The 20,990-nt window shown below is 41.1% G+C and carries 16 protein-coding genes; 5 read left to right on the forward strand and 11 right to left on the reverse strand.

Annotated elements, in window-relative coordinates:
- Nucleotides 1-307: 307 nt before the first annotated feature.
- The 3 genes from purL to dapA all read right to left on the reverse strand — a co-directional run bounded on the left by purL (nucleotide 308) and on the right by dapA (nucleotide 6,401).
- Nucleotides 308-4,177: a phosphoribosylformylglycinamidine synthase gene (purL, locus tag D9T12_RS07415; RefSeq protein ID WP_130537576.1), complete on the reverse strand. Its 3,870-nt coding sequence runs from the start codon at nucleotides 4,175-4,177 to the stop codon at nucleotides 308-310.
- A 168-nt stretch (nucleotides 4,178-4,345) separates the two neighbouring features.
- Nucleotides 4,346-5,464, reverse strand: coding sequence for an outer membrane protein assembly factor BamC (gene bamC / locus D9T12_RS07420; RefSeq protein WP_130537577.1), 1,119 nt, complete (start codon nucleotides 5,462-5,464; stop codon nucleotides 4,346-4,348).
- 55 nt (nucleotides 5,465-5,519) lie between these two features.
- Nucleotides 5,520-6,401 (reverse strand): 4-hydroxy-tetrahydrodipicolinate synthase, encoded by an 882-nt coding sequence (gene dapA, locus D9T12_RS07425; RefSeq protein ID WP_130537578.1) that lies wholly within the window; start codon nucleotides 6,399-6,401, stop codon nucleotides 5,520-5,522.
- 284 nt (nucleotides 6,402-6,685) lie between these two features.
- On the opposite strand from dapA, the gene D9T12_RS07430 reads away from it, so the two are divergent.
- Both D9T12_RS07430 and D9T12_RS07435 read left to right on the forward strand, forming a co-directional pair.
- On the forward strand, nucleotides 6,686-7,162 hold the full coding sequence (locus tag D9T12_RS07430) for a peroxiredoxin (protein WP_130537579.1): 477 nt from the start codon (nucleotides 6,686-6,688) through the stop codon (nucleotides 7,160-7,162).
- Nucleotides 7,163-7,214: 52 nt separating this feature from the next.
- Nucleotides 7,215-8,621, forward strand: a complete 1,407-nt coding sequence (locus D9T12_RS07435; protein ID WP_130537580.1) for a PhoH family protein — start codon at nucleotides 7,215-7,217, stop codon at nucleotides 8,619-8,621.
- A gap of 141 nt (nucleotides 8,622-8,762) precedes the next feature.
- Here D9T12_RS07435 and D9T12_RS07440 read toward each other — a convergent pair whose 3' ends face one another.
- The 6 genes from D9T12_RS07440 to D9T12_RS07465 all read right to left on the reverse strand — a co-directional run bounded on the left by D9T12_RS07440 (nucleotide 8,763) and on the right by D9T12_RS07465 (nucleotide 15,963).
- A complete protein-coding gene (locus tag D9T12_RS07440) occupies nucleotides 8,763-9,716 on the reverse strand; it encodes a LysR family transcriptional regulator (RefSeq protein ID WP_130537581.1) in 954 nt (317 codons plus the stop codon).
- Nucleotides 9,717-9,906: 190 nt separating this feature from the next.
- A complete protein-coding gene (locus D9T12_RS07445; RefSeq protein ID WP_130537582.1) occupies nucleotides 9,907-11,076 on the reverse strand; it encodes a potassium channel family protein in 1,170 nt (389 codons plus the stop codon).
- 204 nt (nucleotides 11,077-11,280) lie between these two features.
- Nucleotides 11,281-12,564 (reverse strand): FAD-dependent oxidoreductase, encoded by a 1,284-nt coding sequence (locus D9T12_RS07450; protein ID WP_240693147.1) that lies wholly within the window; start codon nucleotides 12,562-12,564, stop codon nucleotides 11,281-11,283.
- 45 nt (nucleotides 12,565-12,609) lie between these two features.
- Nucleotides 12,610-13,875, reverse strand: a complete 1,266-nt coding sequence (locus D9T12_RS07455) for an FAD-dependent monooxygenase (RefSeq protein ID WP_130537583.1) — start codon at nucleotides 13,873-13,875, stop codon at nucleotides 12,610-12,612.
- Between the two features lie 86 nt (nucleotides 13,876-13,961).
- Entirely contained in the window at nucleotides 13,962-15,299 is a 1,338-nt protein-coding gene (locus tag D9T12_RS07460; RefSeq protein WP_130537584.1) for an aminopeptidase P N-terminal domain-containing protein, read from the reverse strand.
- Nucleotides 15,300-15,372: 73 nt separating this feature from the next.
- Entirely contained in the window at nucleotides 15,373-15,963 is a 591-nt protein-coding gene (locus D9T12_RS07465) for a UPF0149 family protein (RefSeq protein ID WP_130537585.1), read from the reverse strand.
- Nucleotides 15,964-16,075: 112 nt separating this feature from the next.
- Between D9T12_RS07465 and D9T12_RS07470 the strand changes: the two genes are divergently transcribed.
- Both D9T12_RS07470 and D9T12_RS07475 read left to right on the forward strand, forming a co-directional pair.
- Nucleotides 16,076-16,369: a cell division protein ZapA gene (locus D9T12_RS07470; RefSeq protein ID WP_165395060.1), complete on the forward strand. Its 294-nt coding sequence runs from the start codon at nucleotides 16,076-16,078 to the stop codon at nucleotides 16,367-16,369.
- Between the two features lie 329 nt (nucleotides 16,370-16,698).
- A complete protein-coding gene (locus tag D9T12_RS07475) occupies nucleotides 16,699-17,322 on the forward strand; it encodes a 5-formyltetrahydrofolate cyclo-ligase (RefSeq protein ID WP_130537587.1) in 624 nt (207 codons plus the stop codon).
- 124 nt (nucleotides 17,323-17,446) lie between these two features.
- Here D9T12_RS07475 and D9T12_RS07480 read toward each other — a convergent pair whose 3' ends face one another.
- Together D9T12_RS07480 and tsaE are read right to left on the reverse strand one after the other, a co-directional pair.
- Entirely contained in the window at nucleotides 17,447-19,000 is a 1,554-nt protein-coding gene (locus tag D9T12_RS07480) for an N-acetylmuramoyl-L-alanine amidase (RefSeq protein WP_240693148.1), read from the reverse strand.
- Nucleotides 19,001-19,127: 127 nt separating this feature from the next.
- Nucleotides 19,128-19,649 (reverse strand): tRNA (adenosine(37)-N6)-threonylcarbamoyltransferase complex ATPase subunit type 1 TsaE, encoded by a 522-nt coding sequence (gene tsaE / locus D9T12_RS07485; RefSeq protein WP_130537588.1) that lies wholly within the window; start codon nucleotides 19,647-19,649, stop codon nucleotides 19,128-19,130.
- A 112-nt stretch (nucleotides 19,650-19,761) separates the two neighbouring features.
- Between tsaE and queG the strand changes: the two genes are divergently transcribed.
- On the forward strand, nucleotides 19,762-20,979 hold the full coding sequence (queG, locus tag D9T12_RS07490; RefSeq protein WP_130537589.1) for a tRNA epoxyqueuosine(34) reductase QueG: 1,218 nt from the start codon (nucleotides 19,762-19,764) through the stop codon (nucleotides 20,977-20,979).
- Nucleotides 20,980-20,990: the final 11 nt, after the last annotated feature.

Here is a 20,990-nt window from a genome sequence, read left to right on the forward strand (position 1 = left end):
TTAGAAGATTCTAACAAAAGCATTTCTCTTTTAAATTCATTCAATTACTTAATTTTTCCAATAAAAATTCCAATAAGACTAGGCTTTAAAACTAATAAATTTAGCTTTTTTTGACTGCAATTTGTAAAAGTACTAAAAAGGGAGAGTGTGGTCAATAACAATACTATCCACACTCAGTTCAATTTAAAGTACATTATTTAAATTTAAAAAAGAACTAAATACTGTCAAACTAAGAAAAACTTCTTAGCGAACGCATAAGTATTCGCATAAAGATTAACTCTACCCTGTGATTCAAGTTTTTTGATTTTTAACCAACCCAACGTCTAGCATTACGGAACAAACGCATCCAAGGCGCATCCTCTTGCCACTCATCAGGATGCCAAGAGTTCTGCACCGTGCGGAAAACTCGCTCAGGGTGCGGCATCATAATGGTCACACGACCATCAGGAGTCGTCAGTCCGGTCATGCCATTAGCAGTACCATTTGGATTAAATGGATAAGTTTCGGTTGGATTACCTTGCGCATCGACATAACGAATACCAACAAGCCCTTCGACCTGAGACGCATCACCATGACCAAAATCCATACGCCCCTCGCCGTGTGCAACCGCAACTGGAATGCGCGTACCCTCCATCCCTTTTAATAGAATGGATGGAGATTCTTCAATTTGTACCTGAGAGAAACGAGCTTCAAACTGCTCTGACTCGTTTCGAACAAATGCCGGCCAGTTCTGTGCGCCTGGAATAATTTCTTTTAAGTTTGATAACATCTGGCAGCCGTTACAAACACCCAAAGTAAACGTATCTTCACGCTGGAAGAAATTCTCAAATGTTGAACGTGCATTGTCATTGAACAAAATTGAATTCGCCCAACCGCGTCCTGCTCCTAAAACATCTCCATAAGAAAAACCACCACAAGCGACCAATCCTCGGAAATCGTCAAATCTCACTTCACCAGAAAGCACATCACTCATATGCACATCAATCGCATCAAAACCGGCCTTAGTAAAGGCAGCAGCCATCTCTTGCTGACCATTTACACCCTGCTCTCGAAGGATTGCGACTTTTGGCCGCTGTGAATTCGCAAATTCAGCTGAAATATCCTCATTAATGTCGAATGTCACGAAAGGATTAATTTCGATATTTGTATCGTTTTCAATCGAATCAAACTCTTGTTGAGCACAGACTTCATTGTCACGAATCGCCTGCATACGGAATGAGGTTTCAGACCACCATTGTTGCAACTGCTTACGAGGCATACTGAAAATTTCAGATCCATTCGCAGAAATGGAAATTACATCATCACCCGATACTGAACCAATAAACTGCGTCATCTCAATAAGATTGTGTTCAGCAAGAACCGCCTTTACCGCAGCTTTTTCTGATGCTTTTATTTGCAACACCACGCCAACTTCTTCCGCACAAAGAGCTGCTACAGGTTCATTACCAAGCTCAGAAATATCAACCTTAATTCCAGTATGTCCTGCAAAAGCCATTTCTGCTAAGGTCACCAACAAACCACCATCCGCACGATCATGATAAGCAAGCAGCATATCTTTAGCCATTAAACTCTGAGTAGCATTAAACAGGTTCAACAAGTCCTCAGCAGAATCCAAATCCGCAGATACATCGCCAATTTGACCATACACTTGTGCCAAACAACTGGCACCAATACGGTTTTGTCCACGACCTAAATCAATGACAACCAATTCAGTTTCACCTAAATCAGTGCGTAGCTGCGGGGTAACCGTTTTACGAACATCCGTAACCGGTGCAAAAGTCGTGATATTCAAAGACATTGGCGAAATAACGGCTTTATCTTGCCCATCATCATTCCAGACAGTCTTCATAGACATTGAGTCTTTACCTACTGGAACAGCAATCCCTAATGCTGGACAGAGCTCCATACCAACCGCTTCAACCGCATCATACAACGCTGAATCTTCACCAGGGTGACCAGCAGCTGCCATCCAGTTTGCCGAGATTTTAATATCCGACATTTTGTTAATTTTTGCACAGGCAATATTGGTAATCGCTTCAGCAATCGACAAACGAGCCGAAGCTTTTGGATTGATTAACGCAACGGGCGGACGCTCACCAGATGCCATGGCTTCACCGGTATAACCATTGTAGTCAGATGCAGTAATACCAGCATTTGCTACTGGAACCTGCCAAGGACCTACCATCTGATCCCTCGTCACCATACCAGTAATCGATCGGTCTCCGATAGTGATTAGGAAATTTTTCGACGCAATAGTCGGCAATTTCATTAATCGCTCAGCGACCTCATTTAAATCCAAGTTTGCAGTTTCAAAGCCGGCTTGAGGAATTGAACGTGTCTCAGCTGTACGGTGCATTTTAGGCGGCTTACCTAGCAACACATTAAGAGGCATATCAACCGGATTATTTTCAAAAACCGTATCATTGACTACCAACTCTTGCTCTTTAGTCGCTTCACCGACAATGGCATAAATAGCTCGCTCACGCTCACATATTTCAACGAACTGATCAATTTTTTCTGGATAAACAGCAATCACATAACGTTCTTGGGATTCATTTGACCAAATCTCCATTGGCGACATACCTGGCTCATCATTTGGAACTGAACGCAGATCAATCTTACCGCCTCGACCGGCATCGTTAACCAGCTCAGGAAAGGCATTCGAAATACCTCCAGCACCCACATCGTGAATCGATGCAATAGGAGAATCCTCACCCAAATACGTACATCGATCAATCACCTCTTGTGCACGGCGCTCCATTTCAGGATTTTCACGCTGAACCGAAGCAAAATCTAAATTTTCAGCACCAGAACCGGTTTCAACCGAAGAGGCTGCACCACCACCTAGACCGATTAACATCGCAGGGCCACCAAGAATAACAAGTTTCGCACCAATCGGAATATCGCCTTTTTCGATATGCATTTCACGAATCGAGCCAAGACCTCCTGCCAGCATAATTGGCTTGTGGTAACCTCGAATCTCTTCACCTTCATGCGTAATCAAGGCATTTTCATAGGTACGGAAATACCCATTAATAGCTGGACGACCAAACTCATTGTTAAACCCCGCTGCACCCAAAGGCCCTTCTAGCATAATTTCCATTGGCGTAACAATACGACCCGGTTTGCCATATGGTTTTTCCCAAGGTTGCTCAAAACCGGGGATATTCAAGTTAGAAACCGTAAAACCAGTCAGACCAGATTTCGGTTTAGAGCCACGACCGGTTGCTCCTTCATCACGAATTTCTCCTCCCGAGCCTGTCGCAGCGCCAGGCCAAGGAGAAATTGCCGTTGGGTGGTTATGTGTTTCCACCTTAATTTGGAAATGAACTGGTTCCTCATTAAACTTGTATTGACGTGTTTTAGGGTCAGGAAAAAAGCGGGTGGCCATCGCCCCTTCAACTACCGCTGCATTATCGCTGTAAGCAGATAAAACACCGGCCGGTGAAGTTTGATAGGTATTACGGATCATTCCAAACAGTGATTTTTCTTTGTCTTTGCCATCAATTGTCCAATCCGCATTGAAGATTTTATGGCGACAATGCTCTGAGTTTGCCTGAGCAAACATCATTAATTCTGCATCCACTGGATTACGGTTAAGGCCTGTAAACGCCTCAATAAGATAATCAATTTCATCATCCGATAACGCTAAGCCCATTTCTCTATTAGCGTCAACCAAAGCGGAACGCCCACCGTTTAAAATATCGACAGTGGTCATTGGTTTAGGCGACTGGTGCGAGAAAAGATTTTCAAGCTGATCAAAGTTATGACTCACTGTTTCCATCATTCGGTCATGAATCAAAGTCTCTACTGCAGTTTTATCCTCAGCTTTTACACCCTTAAAGTGATACACAATTCCACGTTCAATACGTTTTACTTTCTCAATACCACAAGTATGAGTAATATCCGTTGCTTTTGAAGACCAAGGAGAAATCGTGCCGACACGTGGTGTCACAATACAACTATCCTCTGATAGCTCACCGGTTAGATCATCCGACGCTTGGTTTAACAAGATATTTAAATGCGACTTTTCCAGCGCATCTAATTGATCCGTAGTTTCAACAAAATAAACAAATTGAGAAGTAACTGCATTAATCGATACAGTTTTTTGTATTTTCTCAAGTAATTGTTGAGTACGGTAAGCGGAATGAGCAGGATTTCCCCAAATGATTTGCATAGTTGTTTATCCCTATAAAATGAGTGCTTAGTCCACAAGGGATAAACACGAGATAATAAAATTATTAAAACTGGCTAAAGTTTTCCTGAGCTTTGTTCATAAGTAAACTTATGCAAAGCACTCAGAAAAAACAAAACCCTCAGAATTGAGGGTTGTTGATGGTTTGGATTATTTTGTTAGCAATCCAAGGCTTTCAAATATGTATTTCTTTTGCTCAGCAGTCAATCCAGACTCATCTTGTGGAGCCTTAACCATAAGGCTTGTTTGAGCTTGATCTACGGATTTCACGTTAATCAAAACAGTTTCTGGAATTTCCGTTTTATCTTTTTCACGCCAAAAAGCTAAAGCACCTAACAAAGTCTCTTCGTTTCGTGCGGTTTCTGGAACTTTCACTTCAATCAAACCTGTCGCTTGATTGATTTTCCCGAGATCCCAACCCGCACGGAATACTGCTGACTGTAAATAGTTCCAAGTCTCTTCAAATCCAGCATTTACTGTCAGACCCACAAACTCTTCACCTTCAAACACTTCCATTGTCTTTTGAGTTGCGGCCAATTGCTGCAACGCATGCTCAGGCGAAGATCCGAAGAATACCATTGCTTGATAAAGCGCTTCGGCTTCCATAACTGGATTAGATGGTTTTAAAGAATAACCTTCAACCGTGTACTCTGCATTACGATCACCTGCAAACATTTCATGGTGAGCAAAAAACACTTTGATTTTTCCGGTTTGCGGATCACTCTCTAGTCGAGCAGTAAACTTATCATAAATGCCTTCGGCATATTGATCACGCCAGCTATTCAGTAACTTTGTAATAGGTCCTTGATCATCGGTCGGGACAATTTGTTGTCTCGCCAAAAAAGCTGTTTTCATAATGCCGATATCTTTTCGAGCTTCTTCCACTCGAAAACCTTGACTGACAAAGAAACGCTGCAACTGCTTCCAGACCATTTGAGAGTCATCTTCGGTAATTTCCAACCAACGCTCAGATAAATTGCTTTGAATACTTAAGCCATCAGATTTAAAAGTTGGAATATTACCTTTCTCAGCACTACGTTTAGCCGCCAACGCACGCCTTTCAGCATCAAGCATCGCCATTGCTGTCGCATTAGATGCTTTAGCAGGATTAAATAAATTTGGTGGAACTTCTAAATCCGAGACCATCAAACCTTCTTGAGTGCGGTAGTTTTCATCGGAACCAAATAGGCCTCCAATCGTTGAACATCCTGATAGCCCTACAGTGGCAATAATCACAGCACTCATCAGTGGTTTCTTTAGCAAAGACATAAAGTTTGGGCCTTTAAGTTTATTCAAGTAAGAAGAAAGATAGATGCGAATCCGTTTAACTCAATTTAATTCCAGCTTGCTCCATCGCTGCTACGACTTTTGGCTGCGCTGACTCGGATAAAACCGTTAAAGGTAAACGAATGGTTTTTGACATCATCCCCATGCGATAGAGAGCCCATTTAACAGGGATAGGATTCGCTTCTAGGAATAAATCTGAATGCAAAGCCTTTAATGAAGCATCCAACTCTTGTGCTTTTACTGCATCACCGTCAAGAGCTGCCATATAAATATCATGAACGGCTTCAGGTGCTACATTCGCAGTCACCGAAATACCTCCATGCCCGCCAGCCAAAATAAATTCAACAGCGGTAGCATCATCACCGGTGTACAAGTCAAACTCTTCACCCGCACCGGCTTTTATTTGTGCAACACGAGAAATGTCTCCAGTGGCTTCTTTAATACCAATAATGTTGGTAATTTTTGACAATCGGATGACAGTTTTAGGCGTCATATCAACTGCAGTCCGACCTGGCACATTATAGAGAATTTGAGGAATATCCACTGCTTCCGCAATGGTTTTGTGATGAAGAAACAAACCTTCTTGGGTTGGTTTGTTGTAATAAGGAGTCACCAACAAACAAGCGTCCACACCTGCATCTTTCGCACATTGCGTAAGTTCAATTGCTTCACGAGTTGAATTTGCCCCAGTTCCAGCTATGACGGGAATTCTGCCAGCAACTTTTGACACCACAAAACGAAGAACTTCACAATGCTCTTTATAGTCAAGGGTTGCCGATTCCCCCGTGGTTCCAACAGCAACAATTGCATCGGTTTTGGACTTGATGTGAAATTCAATTAACGCTTCTAAAGCCACATAATCAATTGATTCATCTTCTAACATAGGTGTGACTAACGCCACCATACTGCCTCTAAACACCGACAATCTCTCCAAAACCCGAACGTAACACAACAGAAATACTTCGTTGCAATTTTCAAAAAAGTAATATTAACCGTTCATTACTAGGACTTCAACCAAATTCCATCGCTAAAAGTTAACGACTTAACTTTCGTCAGAACGCAGTCCATTTGTACTTGCTACCCCTTCATTCAAGGTGCATACTTGAAGCTGCGTTTTTTGTCTTTTTTATCGGTGATAAAGAAAAAAATTAAAAAAGCAACAAACCAATCAATTTATTCCAAAAACATAAAGGCTTAGATTAAATGTCGAATCTTAAATTGAACGTAGGCGATTGCATTCCAAACTTTTCAATTGAAGCAACGGGTGAAAAGACAATCACTCAGGAAGATTTTTTAGGGAAATATACAGTTGTCTATTTTTATCCCAAAGACAGTACTCCTGGATGCACAACAGAAGGTTTAGATTTTACATCACTTCATTCGGAATTCTCTCAGCTAAACACCCAAATATTTGGTGTTTCAATGGACTCCATGAAACGTCACGACAATTTTAAAACTAAGCAAAATTTTTCATTTGAACTCTTATCTGATCCAGAAGGTGAATTTTGTAACCTATTCGGAACCTACCAGCTCAAGAAAAACTTCGGAAAAGAATATATGGGGATTGTTAGAACGACCTTTTTAATTTCGCCGGAAGGAAAAGTCATCCAAGTATGGCCAAACGTCAAAGTCAAAGATCACGCTAAAAACGTTTTAGAATTCCTAAAAACAAATGCTTAGACATAAACAAAAGATTACCGGCCGGTAACATTTAAGAAAAGGATACAACTCAATGACCGATGAACCAAGACGCTTATTTATCCTAGATACCAACGTGCTGATGCACGATCCAATGGCACTATTCAATTTCGAAGAACATGACATCTTTATCTCCATGACTGTCTTAGAAGAACTAGACGCTGGGAAAAAAGGCATGTCAGAAGTCGCACGAAATGTTCGTGAAACAAACCGATTAATTGATCAAATCATCAGCGATGCATCTTTTGAGGAAATCAAAAAAGGCCTAAGCCTTGAGCGTATTCACCCTAATGCTGATAATGAAAATATACATTTAGGGAAGCTATTCTTTGAGACAGAACCTCTTATTGCGGAGCTTCCTGCGTCACTTCCAAGTCATAAAGCGGATAACCATATCCTGCAAACCGGTCTAGCACTCAAAGAACATTATCCGAACCGCAATGTCACTCTAGTAACCAAAGACATCAACATGCGGATTAAATCTTCAGCTGTAGGCTTGCACTCTGAAGATTACTACAACGACCGCGTTTTAGAGGATACCGACCTCTTGTTCCGAGGTTGGGAGAGCCTACCAGAACACTTCTTAGAAACCCATGGCAACCAAATGAAATCTTGGCAGGAAGATAGTAGAACTTTCTATGAAATTGCCGTTGACAAGGATACTCATTGGTTCCCAAATCAAGCTTTAATCAGCCAAAACGATGCTGGATTTAATGCCATTGTACGCACAGTGGATAGCAAAACGGCAAAGCTTGAGTATATGCAGGATTACTTTCAGGAAGGACACAATGTCTGGGGAATTACTGCTCGCAATATGGAACAAAACATTGCTCTAAACTACTTAATGGATCCAGAAATAGATTTTGTTTCTTTATTAGGTGTTGCTGGAACAGGGAAAACATTATTGACCCTTGCTGCAGCCCTTGAGCAAACCCTGGAAGAAAACCTTTACAGCGAAATCATTATGACACGTGCCACCATTCCAATTGGTGAAGACATCGGCTTCCTGCCTGGAACCGAAGAAGAAAAAATGACGCCTTGGATGGGGGCTTTAATGGATAACCTTGAAGTTCTAACTGACTCAGACGGCTATACTGACTGGGAAAAAGAGAGTACTCAAGAACTGATGAATAAGCGCATCAAGATTAAATCCATGAATTTCATGCGAGGTCGCACTTTCCAGAAAAAATTCATCATTATCGATGAAGCGCAAAACTTAACCCCTAAACAGATGAAAGCTTTGATTACGCGTGCAGGTGAAGACACTAAGGTTGTGTGTCTTGGTAACATAGGTCAGATTGATTCACCATACCTGACCGAAACGACCACTGGATTAACCTACATTGTCGACAGGTTTAAATCATGGGAACACAGTGCTCATATCACTTTAGAGCAAGGAGAACGCTCTCGACTCTCTGAATACGCTTCAGATTGCCTATAAAATCAAATGAGATAAAGATTGCAACCGGCTGGTTAAAAACCTTATTTACACTGGTCGGTGTACTCCTAAACCATTAAAGAATCTTAAAACAAAAAAGCCGAATCATTATGATTCGGCTTTTTTGTGAAACAATATATGCGATTAACGCCCCATTGTTTTTTGCTCTTCTTCGGTTGGGATTCTAAAGCCCAATTCTTGCGCACGCGCTCGACAGTAATTAATTGCAAACTCAAGCAACTCTCCCACTGCACGATGACGGAATTTATGTTTTTGACGAACATGTGAGAAAGGACGAAGAATTGGAGGATCCAATGGAATCGCTTTCAAAGTTCCTAACTGCAATTCTTTGACCAATGTTGTACGTGATACAACAGCAACACCCACATCAGATTCAACCGCCATTTTAACAGCTTCAGGACTTCCCAATTCCATAACAACTTTCAAGTCACTGTAACTGAAGCCTTGCTCACGAATATAAGAATCAATAACTTGACGAGAGCCAGACCCTTCTTCACGAGAGATGTAACCAAATTTTCGGAAATCATCAACCGTAACGCTGTCTTTTGTTGCAAGCGGATGATTCTTCGGACAAATCAATTGCATCTCATCAATTCGACAAACATCGACTTCTAAGTTTTTGTTTTGAACAGGCGCTTCAACTAAACCGAGATCGATCATATTATTTTCAACCATCGAAACAATCGCATCGGTGTTCCCAACTTGCAAACGAATATTGACATCTTCAAATTGCTTTTTGAATGCCCCCAGAAGGCTAGGCAGCATATATTCAGCAATTGTCGTACTCGCTCCAATGACCAGAGATCCTGTGACTTCACCAGTCAACTCTCTAACATCACTATTCATCTTTTCATAAAGTTCAAGAATTTGATCCGCATAGTCGTAAACCACTTTACCGGCATCGGTCAGGGTGATTTTGTTATGAGTACGATCAAAAAGACGGGTATTAAAAAAGTCTTCGAGTTGTTTAACCTGGAATGTTACGGCAGGTTGAGTCATATGTAATGTTTCAGCAGCTTTAGTAAAGCTCATTACTTTTGCAACAGTGTGAAACACCTGAAGACGTCTATCAGCCATGCGGTTTCCTCTAATTTATGAGTTCATAATCAATGGTTGATGAATATAGGTGTTTAATGACAAAATGTCAATCTTCTTTATAACTGTATAAAATTAAGAATAAATACTTACTCTCGAACCCTACTGAATTACATTTCATAAACTTCACAACAGCAAGTCATCAGACTAACTCTCTGATTATTTTAATGTTTCAATCTTTCTTGGGTCTTTTATGCAAAAAGCCAAAGCGATGAAATCCTTTTTCTGTGGTTGGTTCATCAGTCTGGTCACCTTTTTCATCAGCTTGACCAGATTCTGAGTCTTGTTTAGCCTCAAACTCTGTTTCATTTTTCCGATGTTGTTCTTGAGATTTTAAGTTTTTTTGCGCATCTGACTCAAAGCCAGATTTCATTGAAGAAAATCCGTTTCCTGAAAAACTCGGAGCAGGAATCGGTTTATCTGTTGCTAATTCAGACTCGTTCTGTTCAGAACTTTTCTCAATCGTCGACTCTGAGAAATGGCTTGTTCGACTTTCAAGTTCTGCCCTCAAACGCTGAATCTCTTTCTGCCTCAAGTCATTCAATTCTTCTTTCAGTTGCACAAGTTCATTTGACATATGCAACATGATATATTCAACATGACGTTCATTTTCAGTGGAGAGTTTCGTTAAACGTTTTTCAGTGTTTTGGACATAACCTAAAATTTCTTTTTCCAACTTCCTCTGTTCAGAGCCAATCAAAAATGCGGAAAAATTTGCAGTGACTAAAGAGAAAAATAAAACGCCAAACACAATCAAAATTGTTCCAAAAATACGCCCATTTTCTGTTTGCGGAACCACATCGCCATAACCGACAGTTGTAATGGTCACAACTGCATACCAAATACCATCAATAAACGGTCGATCCTCGATATAGACAAACACTCCCCCTGCACCAACAACCAAAAATGCAAACCCGACCAAAATCTGCCCAAACCGGTTTTTCCGTAAAAGCTTTACAACGTCTTGAAAGAAATTGACGAAAAAGCGCATCAGCAGGAGTAAACGCAAGGTTCGAATAATAATTGCCCACTCACTACTCCACTCAATCCACGGGAATGCCAAGATGACAATGGCAAAATTCAACCAGTTTTGTTGAAAATACCGAACACGATTATTAACCATCGTTAAATTGACTATAAATTCTAGTGCGAATACTGCCCAGACAAGATGGTTTAACCACTCGGATTCATACGAAAATTCAGTATAGGAAAGAATCAGTTGAACAAAGACTGCCAACAAAGCCGCAAGCACAAGGTATTCAAAAAACTGGCCAATTTGCCTGGCTTGTTTATTTTCAAATGGACTAACTCCCGCAACCCCTAAAACGGCACGAATGTTCATAGTGCGACTCTTTTTATTGAATTATTTACATTGAGAAAAGTACGTGCATACTTCACAGGTTGCATGCATGCAAGCAATAGCTTATCAGCAGAAGATACCAAAGCTAAACGAATTTGCCTAGCCAGTAAAACCTAACTCTTGAGAAAAATTATGTTTACAAGAAGTTTGACCCAAAAAGTGAACGCTTATCGAAGTTTATCCTCATTAGAGAGGCTTTGATGACTTTGCCAAACTTGGGATCTCCTCTCGTCCATTCAATACCTGCGCCATTAACCAATGTTTCAAAGGCGCACTTAGTTTTGACTGGCCGGTCAAATCTATAACGGTATGACGAAAGTTTTCAAGAAGTTCCGCAGCGAAAAGCTTGTCAAAAAACTCCATCGAACGTTGCACAATGACATTGTCACCGCGTCTTTGGCGCTCATACTTGCGCAACATTGGCAAGGTTCCGATTTGTCTTCCTTGTCTGAGTGCTACGGAGACTTGATCAATCAAAGCCGCCGCATCCAAAAGACCTATATTCACACCTTGACCTGCTTGCGGATTAATCGTGTGTGCCGCATCGCCAACCAACGCGAAACAAGGCTTCACATAGCTTCGAGCATGTCTTCGCACTAGTGGAAATGCCGAACGCTCAGCCACATGGATAACCCGCCCTAATTCAAATCCTGACGCCTGCTCAATCTCTCGAGCAAAAGCTTTATCGTCTAACGACAATGCCCACTGCATTTTATCTAACGGCAAATACCAAGCAATAGAGCTCACTTCTTCTGCCATGCCTAAATAAGCAAAAGGTCCATCGGGAGTATATCGTTGCCAACACGCATTCTGATGCGACTTTTCGGTTTTCACACAACCAACCACTGCACACTGCTCATAATCAAGCTGTTCAAGGCCAATACTAGCCAATTGACGCAGCTTGGAAAATGCGCCATCCGCTCCGACAACCAGCTGTGTTGTGATCTTTCGCCCTGAATCGAGCATTAAAACGGCATCTGCCTGAAAATCTTTACCGGCCGGTAAAGTTAACGTATCAATTTTTTCAGTAAGATTAATTTTAATATTGGGCTGTTGTTCTAGCTGTTCCCACAAAGCCGCCTGCACGATAAAATTCTCTACTGTGTGGCCTAAATTCGGCTCCATAATTTCTTGAGCATGAAAAGCAAGCTTGTTTTCTGAGCCCGACTCCCATACATTCATCGCCACAAATGGCTGAAAACGACGGTTTTCAATTCCTGACCACGCGCCTAAATTTTTTAGGATATTCTCTGAACTACGAGTTAATGCACTCACTCGAACAGCAAATGGCGTCGCATCGTCCCACACAAGCTCAGGCGCTTTTTGTTCAAACAACAACACTTTCAAACCCAGCTTCGCCAAACCTAAAGCAGTTGCAGCGCCAACCATTCCGCCTCCAACCACAACAGAGTCATAAGAATTTTCCTGATTTGAATTGAATTGATTTAACGTCGTTTTCATTGAATCCATTTCTCTAAACTCTGTTGTTCAAATACATATTTAAATGGTTTGAGTCTAAGCTTTACCCATTGCAAAGCGGGCAAAACGTTTCTTTAAAGGCGGTAATAATTGCATTGCGGCTAAGCCTAAACCTCTCGCATGGCCAACTATAGGCGAAGGATGCTCAAAAATTTGAATCAAACCATCTGTCATACCCATCACTTTTTCGTGTTGTTTTTGCTGACGAGACGCATAATCCGAGATCAACTCGCTTAAGATTGTCGGATTGGACAAATCTACCGGCCGGTTAAATTGATTTTCAAACCGATCCAGAGCCGCAACAAACTCAAAAACGTCTTTAATCCCCAAATTCAAACCTTGAGCCGCCACCGGGTGCTGGGTATGCGCAGCATTCCCCATCAACACAACACACCCTTCAGAAATTTGATCCAGACTGGTTTCTTTTAGCGGATAAGCCAGACGTTTTGACACCGACACAAAGCCACCGAAACGCTCACCCATTCTTTCAGAAAATGCTTGCATAAAGGCTTGATCATCCATGTCCAAAATACGCGCCTTATCCTCGACAGAACAAACCCAAACCGCTTTATGAAAGCGCTCCGCCATCGGTAACAAGGCCATTGGGCCTTGAGGGGTAAAACGTTCAAAGGCTAATCCATGATGCACATCTCTGGTCTCAATACGGGCAAGCACTCCAAAAGCTTCATAAGACTTGGTATGTAATTCAAAACCCAGCCCTTTGCGAACTTGCGAATCGGTTCCATCTGCACCAATCAAGCAGTGAGAGCAAACTTCAATGGATAAATTAGATTCAGTCTCTTTTAAAACCGATAAAACTGCAAACTCATTGGCGGTTTCATTAGATACATTATCCAGCTCACAAAATTGGGAAAACTGCTTAAACTCAACCGGTGATAACAATTGGATATTTTCTTGCCTCTCAGCAACTTTCCATAATTGATTACCTAAATCCCAGCCTTGAACACTATATCCAAGCGCATCTATCCCTAACTCTTCGTTCGAAATAGTCGTCAGCCCCAAATAGCCTTTTTGAGAAACATGAACTTTTTTGATGGGCGTGCTTAATGGCAACAATGAAGGCCAAATACCAAATTCTCTGAGTACATCAGCAGAACCTTGAGAAAGTGCTAAAACTCGACCATCAAAAGCATTCTCTTGCTGCTCAATTTTATTCGGAAAATTCGGTGTAAATTGTTCAGCAACAATCACCTCGTAACCTTTACGAGATAAACCAATCGCAAGAATTAACCCGACTGGACCCGCACCAGAAATCAAAAAGTCACATGATAGGGTTTTCATAAGTTTACCTATAATTCAGTTTTAGTCAGTTTTCCGCTTTATACTGTATTTTCAAATACGTTTATTTTTCTACCGGCCGGTAGAAATCATCGTGAATACTGTTGCATCCAATTCTCAATTTCTTGAACGGTTCGCGGCAAACCTTTCGTCAAGACTTCACACCTAGACTCTGTGACCAGAACATCATCTTCAATACGAACCCCAATTGAGTGCCACTTTTTATCCAAACCTTGGATTGAAGACGAAAGATACAAACCAGGTTCAACCGTTAACACCATGCCGGCTTCTAACTTACACCAGCGGCCACCTTTTTTGTAGTCGCCTACATCATGAACATCCATCCCTAACCAATGCCCCGTACCATGCATGAAAAATGGTTGATAAGCATGTTGATCAATCAACTTTTGAAGCGATTCTCCGTCACTATTTATAATGCCAAGCTCAATCAGCCCTGCGGTTAAGACTTCTAAAGTTTTCTTGTGCATTGCATCGTAAGAAACGCCTGGTTGAATCATCTCAATCACTGCCTGTTGAGCCTTTAAAACAAGGTTATACACCTGCGCTTGCGCGTCAGAAAATTGACCCGAAACGGGAAAAGTGGTGGTGATATCGCCCGCATAAAATTCATATTCAGCCCCAGCATCAACCAACACTAAATCACCCGATTTGAGTAAATGGTTGTTTTCAGTGTAATGCAGAATACAGGCGTTTTCGCCTCCCGCGACAATTGAGTTGAATGCTTCACGCTGCGCACCATGCTGCCAAAAACCATTTTCCAAATCGCCCTGCAGTTGACGCTCAGATAGATTTGGCCGCACGTTTTGCATGGCTTGTAAATGACCGTTCACTGAAATTTGTGCGGCTTTTCGCATTTTTTCAATCTCAAACGGCTGCTTAATGACTCTTAATTCATGCAACGGCTTATCTAAATCGCTTAATTGCGTCGGTGTCGTCATACCTTGACGACTTTTAGACTTGGCAAATTCAATGACCGGATGCAATAAAGCGCTCCAAGACTCCAACTCTGCAAAACTGACAAACACCGTATCACAACCATCCAAAAGACTTGGAAGCTGTTCTTCCAACATGTCTATCGAAAATGCTTGACTTGTTCCAAGCTGATGAGCGGCTTCAACACCCAACCGACGCCCTTCCCAAACCTCTTTTTCGGGATCTTTCTCACGTAAGAAAAGTGTATACGTATTCGAGTCGGCGAGTTTTTTTAACACCATCACCGCTTCAGGTTCACTAAATGCAGTCAGATATTGAAAATCACTATTCACTCGAAAGGAGTATTCCACATCTCGGTTACGAATGGTTTCCTCTCCCGAACGAACCAGTACCGCCGAACCAACAGGCAATTGGTCGAGCAATCGACTGCGATTATTGTGAGCAAATTCTTGCCAAGCCTTTTGATCCAACATACTTAATACATACTCCTCAAACTTTTAAGTAAACAGTCTATCCATTATCATTTTCAAGATTCTTCAAAAAGCCTTAATGAACTGTTGCCACATGATCTTCTTCTGTTTCCATAATCGGTGGCGCCTGAGTTGGATTCAACTCCTCATTGAGCATTAAAACGCCTACCTTGATAAATTCCATCAACTGCGTAAGGTCGTTTTCAATTTGATCAGGATCCACCTCATCAGCCTTCAGATCGGTCACATCAATTCGAGCAATTTCGCCCAAATCATTCACGATTTCACGAACTTCTTCAGAAAGTTTACTTTCCATTTCACTGAGACCACCGGCCAAACCAATGCCATAAAGAACGCCCTCGCATAATTGACCAATCATGGATGCACGAAAGGCAATCGATTCTTTATCATCTGGCAAACAAAGCTCTAACTCAAATCCTGAGCCATTTAAACCTTTATCCGTTGCGAGATATAGTTCATGTAAGTTTTTTAGAAAAGCTTCTTTCACAGACTTAATCTGAGCCTCTTCAATAAGCTTTTTAATCCACACAGCTTCCTGAATGTCATTATCGACACAAATTAAGCCAATTAACATTCCGTGAATGAATGATGGTGATTCTAATTCTGCGTAGGGCTCAATTACCTCACGTATTTGGTCAAAATCCATAGAAACTTCTCTTGATTAACGAGTTTGGGTTGGGAATAATATCATATTACTTTGGCAGTTTATGAAACTGCCAATACACCTAGAAATTGTTATTAAACACTTGGAGCTCTTCATGGTTAGTCTAAATATAATGAATCACGCCTTCGATTTAGAATGTCCACAAGATGAAGAAGCCTCTCTAATCTCTGCTGCGAAGTTGCTAGAAAGTAAACTAAATGAAATGCCTGCCAGCATGCCGAATGAGCGAAAAGCGCTACTGGTTGCTCTAAATATTTGTTACGACTACCTTGTGTTAAAAGATGAAAGCTTGGCAAATAGCGAAAGCATTGAAAAGAAACTGCAACAACTACTGAAACTTTTGCAACAAAGCAATTTAGACAATCTAAATATCACGTCTCAAAATTAAACTCTAAGCGCTCAATCATTATCATAGAACTCTCGTTACGTTTTAAAAATCATTTAATCAGCGCAATTAATATTATCAATCACTTTTTTTTAATTCAGATTCTTATCAGGACGGCTGTTTTGGTATACTGGTGGCAAGCAAGGATGGTAGGGTTCAAAGCCCGTTCCGATAATTACTATCTTGGGGCCAGAGGCTTGAAATGGTGAGCATCTCGCTAAATATTTTTAGCCCGAGAAGCCTAAATTTCTTGAAGAGGCTGCCACCTGTTCCTTACGGTTCAGGGAATTTAGCCCTATTGTTCTTGCCTCCTTTCCTACAAAAGTTTCCCAATGACTGAAAAAACCGCTTTGATTCAACAATCAGACATTCGAAAAACCATTCGTGCAGCTCGTAATGCTTTACCTGAACAGACCCATATCCAGCATGGAGAATCTGCAGCTAATCTTTTTTTTGAGTGGATAGCACATAATCAAATTATCAATCATAAACAAGGCCCCCTTAAGGTTGGCGTCTTCCTTTCTCAAGATGGTGAATTATCGACGGCGCATTTAATTCAGCGACTTTGGCAGTCAAGAGCTTACGAAGTCTATCTTCCTATTATTTATGCTGATAACACTTGCCCTATGGATTTTGGTCACTATACCGAAAATACCCAGTTTGAACTCAACCACTTCAAAATGAAGCAACCTAAAAAAATCCACTCGCAGCCGAGAATTTCTGCCATTGAGTTGGATTTAGTCATTACCCCTCTAGTTGCGTTTGATCAACATGGATTTCGAATTGGAATGGGAGGCGGATACTATGATCGAAGCTTTGCAGGTAAAAAACCGCATGAATCACCGCTTCTTGTAGGGTGGGCACATAGCTGCCAAAAAGTTGACAACATTGAAAGAAACGTTTGGGATATTCCCCTCGATTGGGCGATTACTGATCAAGAATCGTTTGAGTTTTAATCAGGAATCATTATTCAACTTACCGCTAACTAACAATTAACCGGCCGGTAAATTAAGGAGCCTCCGATTAAATTCTGATTGAATCAGAGGTTCCTTAATCAACTACTCCGGCGCTTCAACAATTTCACGACAACTGTGCTAAACGACGCTCAGACACTGGGATTTTCATCACTTTCCCTTTATAGAGCTGATTCGCATTACGAATTCCGTTGATTTTTTTCAACTCCGCCACACTCACATTATGTGCTTCTGCAATTTCTGACAAAGTATCACCTGACTGGACTCTGTAACGCACATACAGTTTTTCCCCCCAACGTGGCTGATCAGAATAAGCAACAACAAATTCATTCAATCCTCCAACGATCGCTTTAGCGACCTTTTGCTGGAAACGAGGATCTTTCAATTTTCGTTCTTCTTCAGGATTCGATAGAAAAGCCGTTTCAATCAGTAACGCTGGCATATCTAAAGTTTTCAATACAGCAAAATTTGCACTTTGAACAGTCTCTTTGTGCATCTCAACTGAACCATTCATTGAACGCAAAACGTTCTTCGCCAACTTTCGACTAACCCGAACATTGGCTTCACGCGACATGTCACTCAAAGCATAGGCGACATCATTTTCAAAGCCAGACAAATCCACTGCTTGCAAAGATCGGTTTTCACGCTGAGCAATTAGTTGCGCCATTGCACTACTCGCTCCTCTTTGTGAAAGTACGTATACCGTTCCACCTTTCACTCGGCTGTCTCGAAATGCATCGGCATGAATCGACAAGAAAATATCTGCCCTATGTTGTTTGGCAATTCTGACACGCTCTTTTAAAGGAACAAAAATATCTCTATCACGAATCATGACCGCACGCATGTTAGGCGATTTTTCTATTAGCGCTTTCAATCGCTTCGCCACCTGCAAAGTCGCATCTTTTTCATAAAGACCGTTGTTACCAATCGCCCCAGGATCTTTTCCACCGTGACCGGCATCAATTGCGACCACAATTTTATGTTGACTCGGCACAGCCTGCTTAATCAGTTCTGTAACTTCAATGGTTTTTGATCGAGTATTAACTTTTTGCGATGCTGTTACAGATTTAACAGCTTCTTTCTGATTGATTTCTTTCGCTTTTTTGGTTACTGACTTTTTAGAAGACTGAGCAATCTTTTTAGCCGATGGCAACGTCTTTTTCAGCGGTTCCATTTCTGATAAATCGACCACCAAACGCTCATGTCCACGTTTATTTTTGCCTAAGATGAATTGGTTATAATCAAGGGATTTATGTAACGCCAGAACAATTCGAGTTTGATGAGCCGTATTTTTGACATCAATCGAAAACAGCCGTGGATCTTTGATAAATTTTTGACGAAAACTTAAACCATTTTGGGTTTTATCAAAATCAATAATCAATCGATTTGGGGAGGAAAGTGTTTGAATGGTGTAATCAGGTACATCATTGAAATCAAAAACAATGCGTGTTTTATTCGGTTGGTCACCAACTCGCAATTGTTCTAATTTTGATAACCCTGCAAAAGCGCTTGTTTGCAAGACAAACAGCAAGGTGACAGCAAACATTATAAAGAACAAGATCGAAGACAATGGCTTTGAACTCATAATATGATATTTATCCAACCTTTGCTCAAGGATTTCAATCGTTGCACTAGATGTCAGTTTTTCTGGTGTCAGCATGATAATCACCTTTCGAATGACCTATTTTAATAAATCTTGCTACGACTAAAACAAACTTCATGCCAATTTTAAAACTGGCCAATAATTCATGAGAAAGTAAGTACCCAATATCTCTACTAAGTTACTTTTATGACATTGAATCGATTATCACTTGCCCAACATCAGACTGAGCATATAGTTGTACATTTCTGCCAGCATCCAAATGCTGCAATTCAATCACTAAGTCTGCTTCCGGCATGACCCCTTTTCCTTTTGATGGCCACTCAACCAAGTTTAATGACTTATGTGCGAGTAAATCGCGAATGGCTAGATACTCAAGTTCTTCTGGATCACATAGTCGATACAGGTCAAAGTGATGAATCGCAAAAGGCGCAATTCCTTCAACGGAATAGGTCTCTACTAATGTATACGTCGGACTTTTAACTTTTTGCTCAGGCAAAAAATACTGGATCAATGCTCGGCTTAGAAAAGATTTACCGGCCCCTAAATCCCCCAACAAATATACAATCACGCCCTCATTGGAATTGTCTTTGGAGAACGAGTTTACTCCTCCAAATAAATTCTCTAGTGCTGCTGCAATGTTCGTAGCCAGTTCCGTCGTCGCCTTTTCATCTTCTAAAAAAAGAGTTTTATCCAAAAACTTTGTCATTCCATTGATTCCAAATTTATCTTAAACATCGCAATTTTATTGTAATTTTAGGCACTTAACTTACAAAGCTCTATAATGTGCAAACCTTAAAAAAAATGCAATCATAAATTCTATGACTATTGAGAACAAGCCATCACTGGTAGAACAAATCAAAGAATGGGGAAAAGCACTGGGTTTTGCGGATATAGGCATAACGAATTGTGACTTATCTGCATACGAAAACGATTTCTTTCAAAAAGTAGAGAACGGATTATTTGGAGAAATGGATTACATGCATACGCATGGAACCAAGCGCACTCGGCCGGTCGAACTTGTCCCAGGAACTCAGTCGTTGATTTCAGTACGCATGAATTACTTTGACTTACACGCTGAAAATGCACTCGGCCAACTTCATCGCTCACACTCTGCCTATATTTCTCGATACGCTCTTGGCAAGGATTATCACAAGTTACTTCGTAAGCGTTTACAACAACTCGCCAAAAAAATTCAAACAGAAGTCCCTAACCTTGAATACCGAGCTTTTACCGATAGCGCCCCTGTTTTGGAACAGTCCATCGCTCAAAAATCAGGACTTGGCTTTATTGGCAAAAATAGTTTATTGATTCATCCAAGAGCGGGTTCTTGGTTCTTTCTTGGTGAACTGTATCTCAATATTGAACTACCTTCCGATCCACCTTTTGAAAAACAAGGATGCGGACCTTGTACCGCATGTATTCAAGAATGCCCGACGCAAGCCATCTTGGAAAATAACCAAATTGATGCCAGACGCTGCATTTCTTATCTCACCATTGAATATTCTGGAGTCATTCCCAACGAGTTTCGCCGTGCAATGGGTAACCGCATTTATGGGTGTGATGATTGCCAACTGGTCTGCCCGTGGAATCGTTTTGCGAACCCAACCCAAGAATCTGGATTTGAATCGCAATATGCGTTGGACAATGCAAATTTAATTGACTTGTGGGCTTGGGATGAAAGCACATTTTTAAAACATTTTGAAGGCTCTGCCATTCGTCGAATTGGCTTCGAAAAATGGCGTAGAAACCTCGCCATAGCGCTTGGAAATATAGAGAATGCTGCATACCAAAAAGAGGCTCTGAAACTGCTTCAAAACGGCCAAGATGAAACCGAGTTGGTTCAAGTTCATATTGATTGGGCTATTGAAAGTTTACAAAAAAACATAAACAACAAAACAGACGAACTTTTGACAAAACTCTCACGAAAATCGTTACCGGCCGGTAAGGTTTTGAATGCCCATGCCACGCAAACCATTCGCCCTTTTGTTGCCAAAAAATATTACTATCCAGCAGACAAAATTAAAACTCGACATTAAAAAAGTCACAG

Source organism: Thiomicrorhabdus indica (genome assembly GCF_004293625.1).
Taxonomy (GTDB): domain Bacteria; phylum Pseudomonadota; class Gammaproteobacteria; order Thiomicrospirales; family Thiomicrospiraceae; genus Thiomicrorhabdus; species Thiomicrorhabdus indica.

What these genes read in the sequence shown, in the direction of transcription:
- purL (WP_130537576.1), bottom strand. Translation starts at nt 4,177, where the DNA reads ATGCAAATCATTTGGGGAAATCCTGCTCATTCCGCTTACCGTACTCAA.
- bamC (WP_130537577.1), bottom strand. Translation starts at nt 5,464, where the DNA reads ATGTCTTTGCTAAAGAAACCACTGATGAGTGCTGTGATTATTGCCACT.
- D9T12_RS07430 (WP_130537579.1), top strand. Translation starts at nt 6,686, where the DNA reads ATGTCGAATCTTAAATTGAACGTAGGCGATTGCATTCCAAACTTTTCA.
- D9T12_RS07435 (WP_130537580.1), top strand. Translation starts at nt 7,215, where the DNA reads ATGACCGATGAACCAAGACGCTTATTTATCCTAGATACCAACGTGCTG.
- D9T12_RS07440 (WP_130537581.1), bottom strand. Translation starts at nt 9,716, where the DNA reads ATGGCTGATAGACGTCTTCAGGTGTTTCACACTGTTGCAAAAGTAATG.
- D9T12_RS07445 (WP_130537582.1), bottom strand. Translation starts at nt 11,076, where the DNA reads ATGAACATTCGTGCCGTTTTAGGGGTTGCGGGAGTTAGTCCATTTGAA.
- D9T12_RS07450 (WP_240693147.1), bottom strand. Translation starts at nt 12,564, where the DNA reads ATGGATTCAATGAAAACGACGTTAAATCAATTCAATTCAAATCAGGAA.
- D9T12_RS07455 (WP_130537583.1), bottom strand. Translation starts at nt 13,875, where the DNA reads ATGAAAACCCTATCATGTGACTTTTTGATTTCTGGTGCGGGTCCAGTC.
- D9T12_RS07460 (WP_130537584.1), bottom strand. Translation starts at nt 15,299, where the DNA reads ATGTTGGATCAAAAGGCTTGGCAAGAATTTGCTCACAATAATCGCAGT.
- D9T12_RS07465 (WP_130537585.1), bottom strand. Translation starts at nt 15,963, where the DNA reads ATGGATTTTGACCAAATACGTGAGGTAATTGAGCCCTACGCAGAATTA.
- D9T12_RS07470 (WP_165395060.1), top strand. Translation starts at nt 16,076, where the DNA reads ATGGTTAGTCTAAATATAATGAATCACGCCTTCGATTTAGAATGTCCA.
- D9T12_RS07475 (WP_130537587.1), top strand. Translation starts at nt 16,699, where the DNA reads ATGACTGAAAAAACCGCTTTGATTCAACAATCAGACATTCGAAAAACC.
- D9T12_RS07480 (WP_240693148.1), bottom strand. Translation starts at nt 19,000, where the DNA reads ATGCTGACACCAGAAAAACTGACATCTAGTGCAACGATTGAAATCCTT.
- tsaE (WP_130537588.1), bottom strand. Translation starts at nt 19,649, where the DNA reads ATGACAAAGTTTTTGGATAAAACTCTTTTTTTAGAAGATGAAAAGGCG.
- queG (WP_130537589.1), top strand. Translation starts at nt 19,762, where the DNA reads ATGACTATTGAGAACAAGCCATCACTGGTAGAACAAATCAAAGAATGG.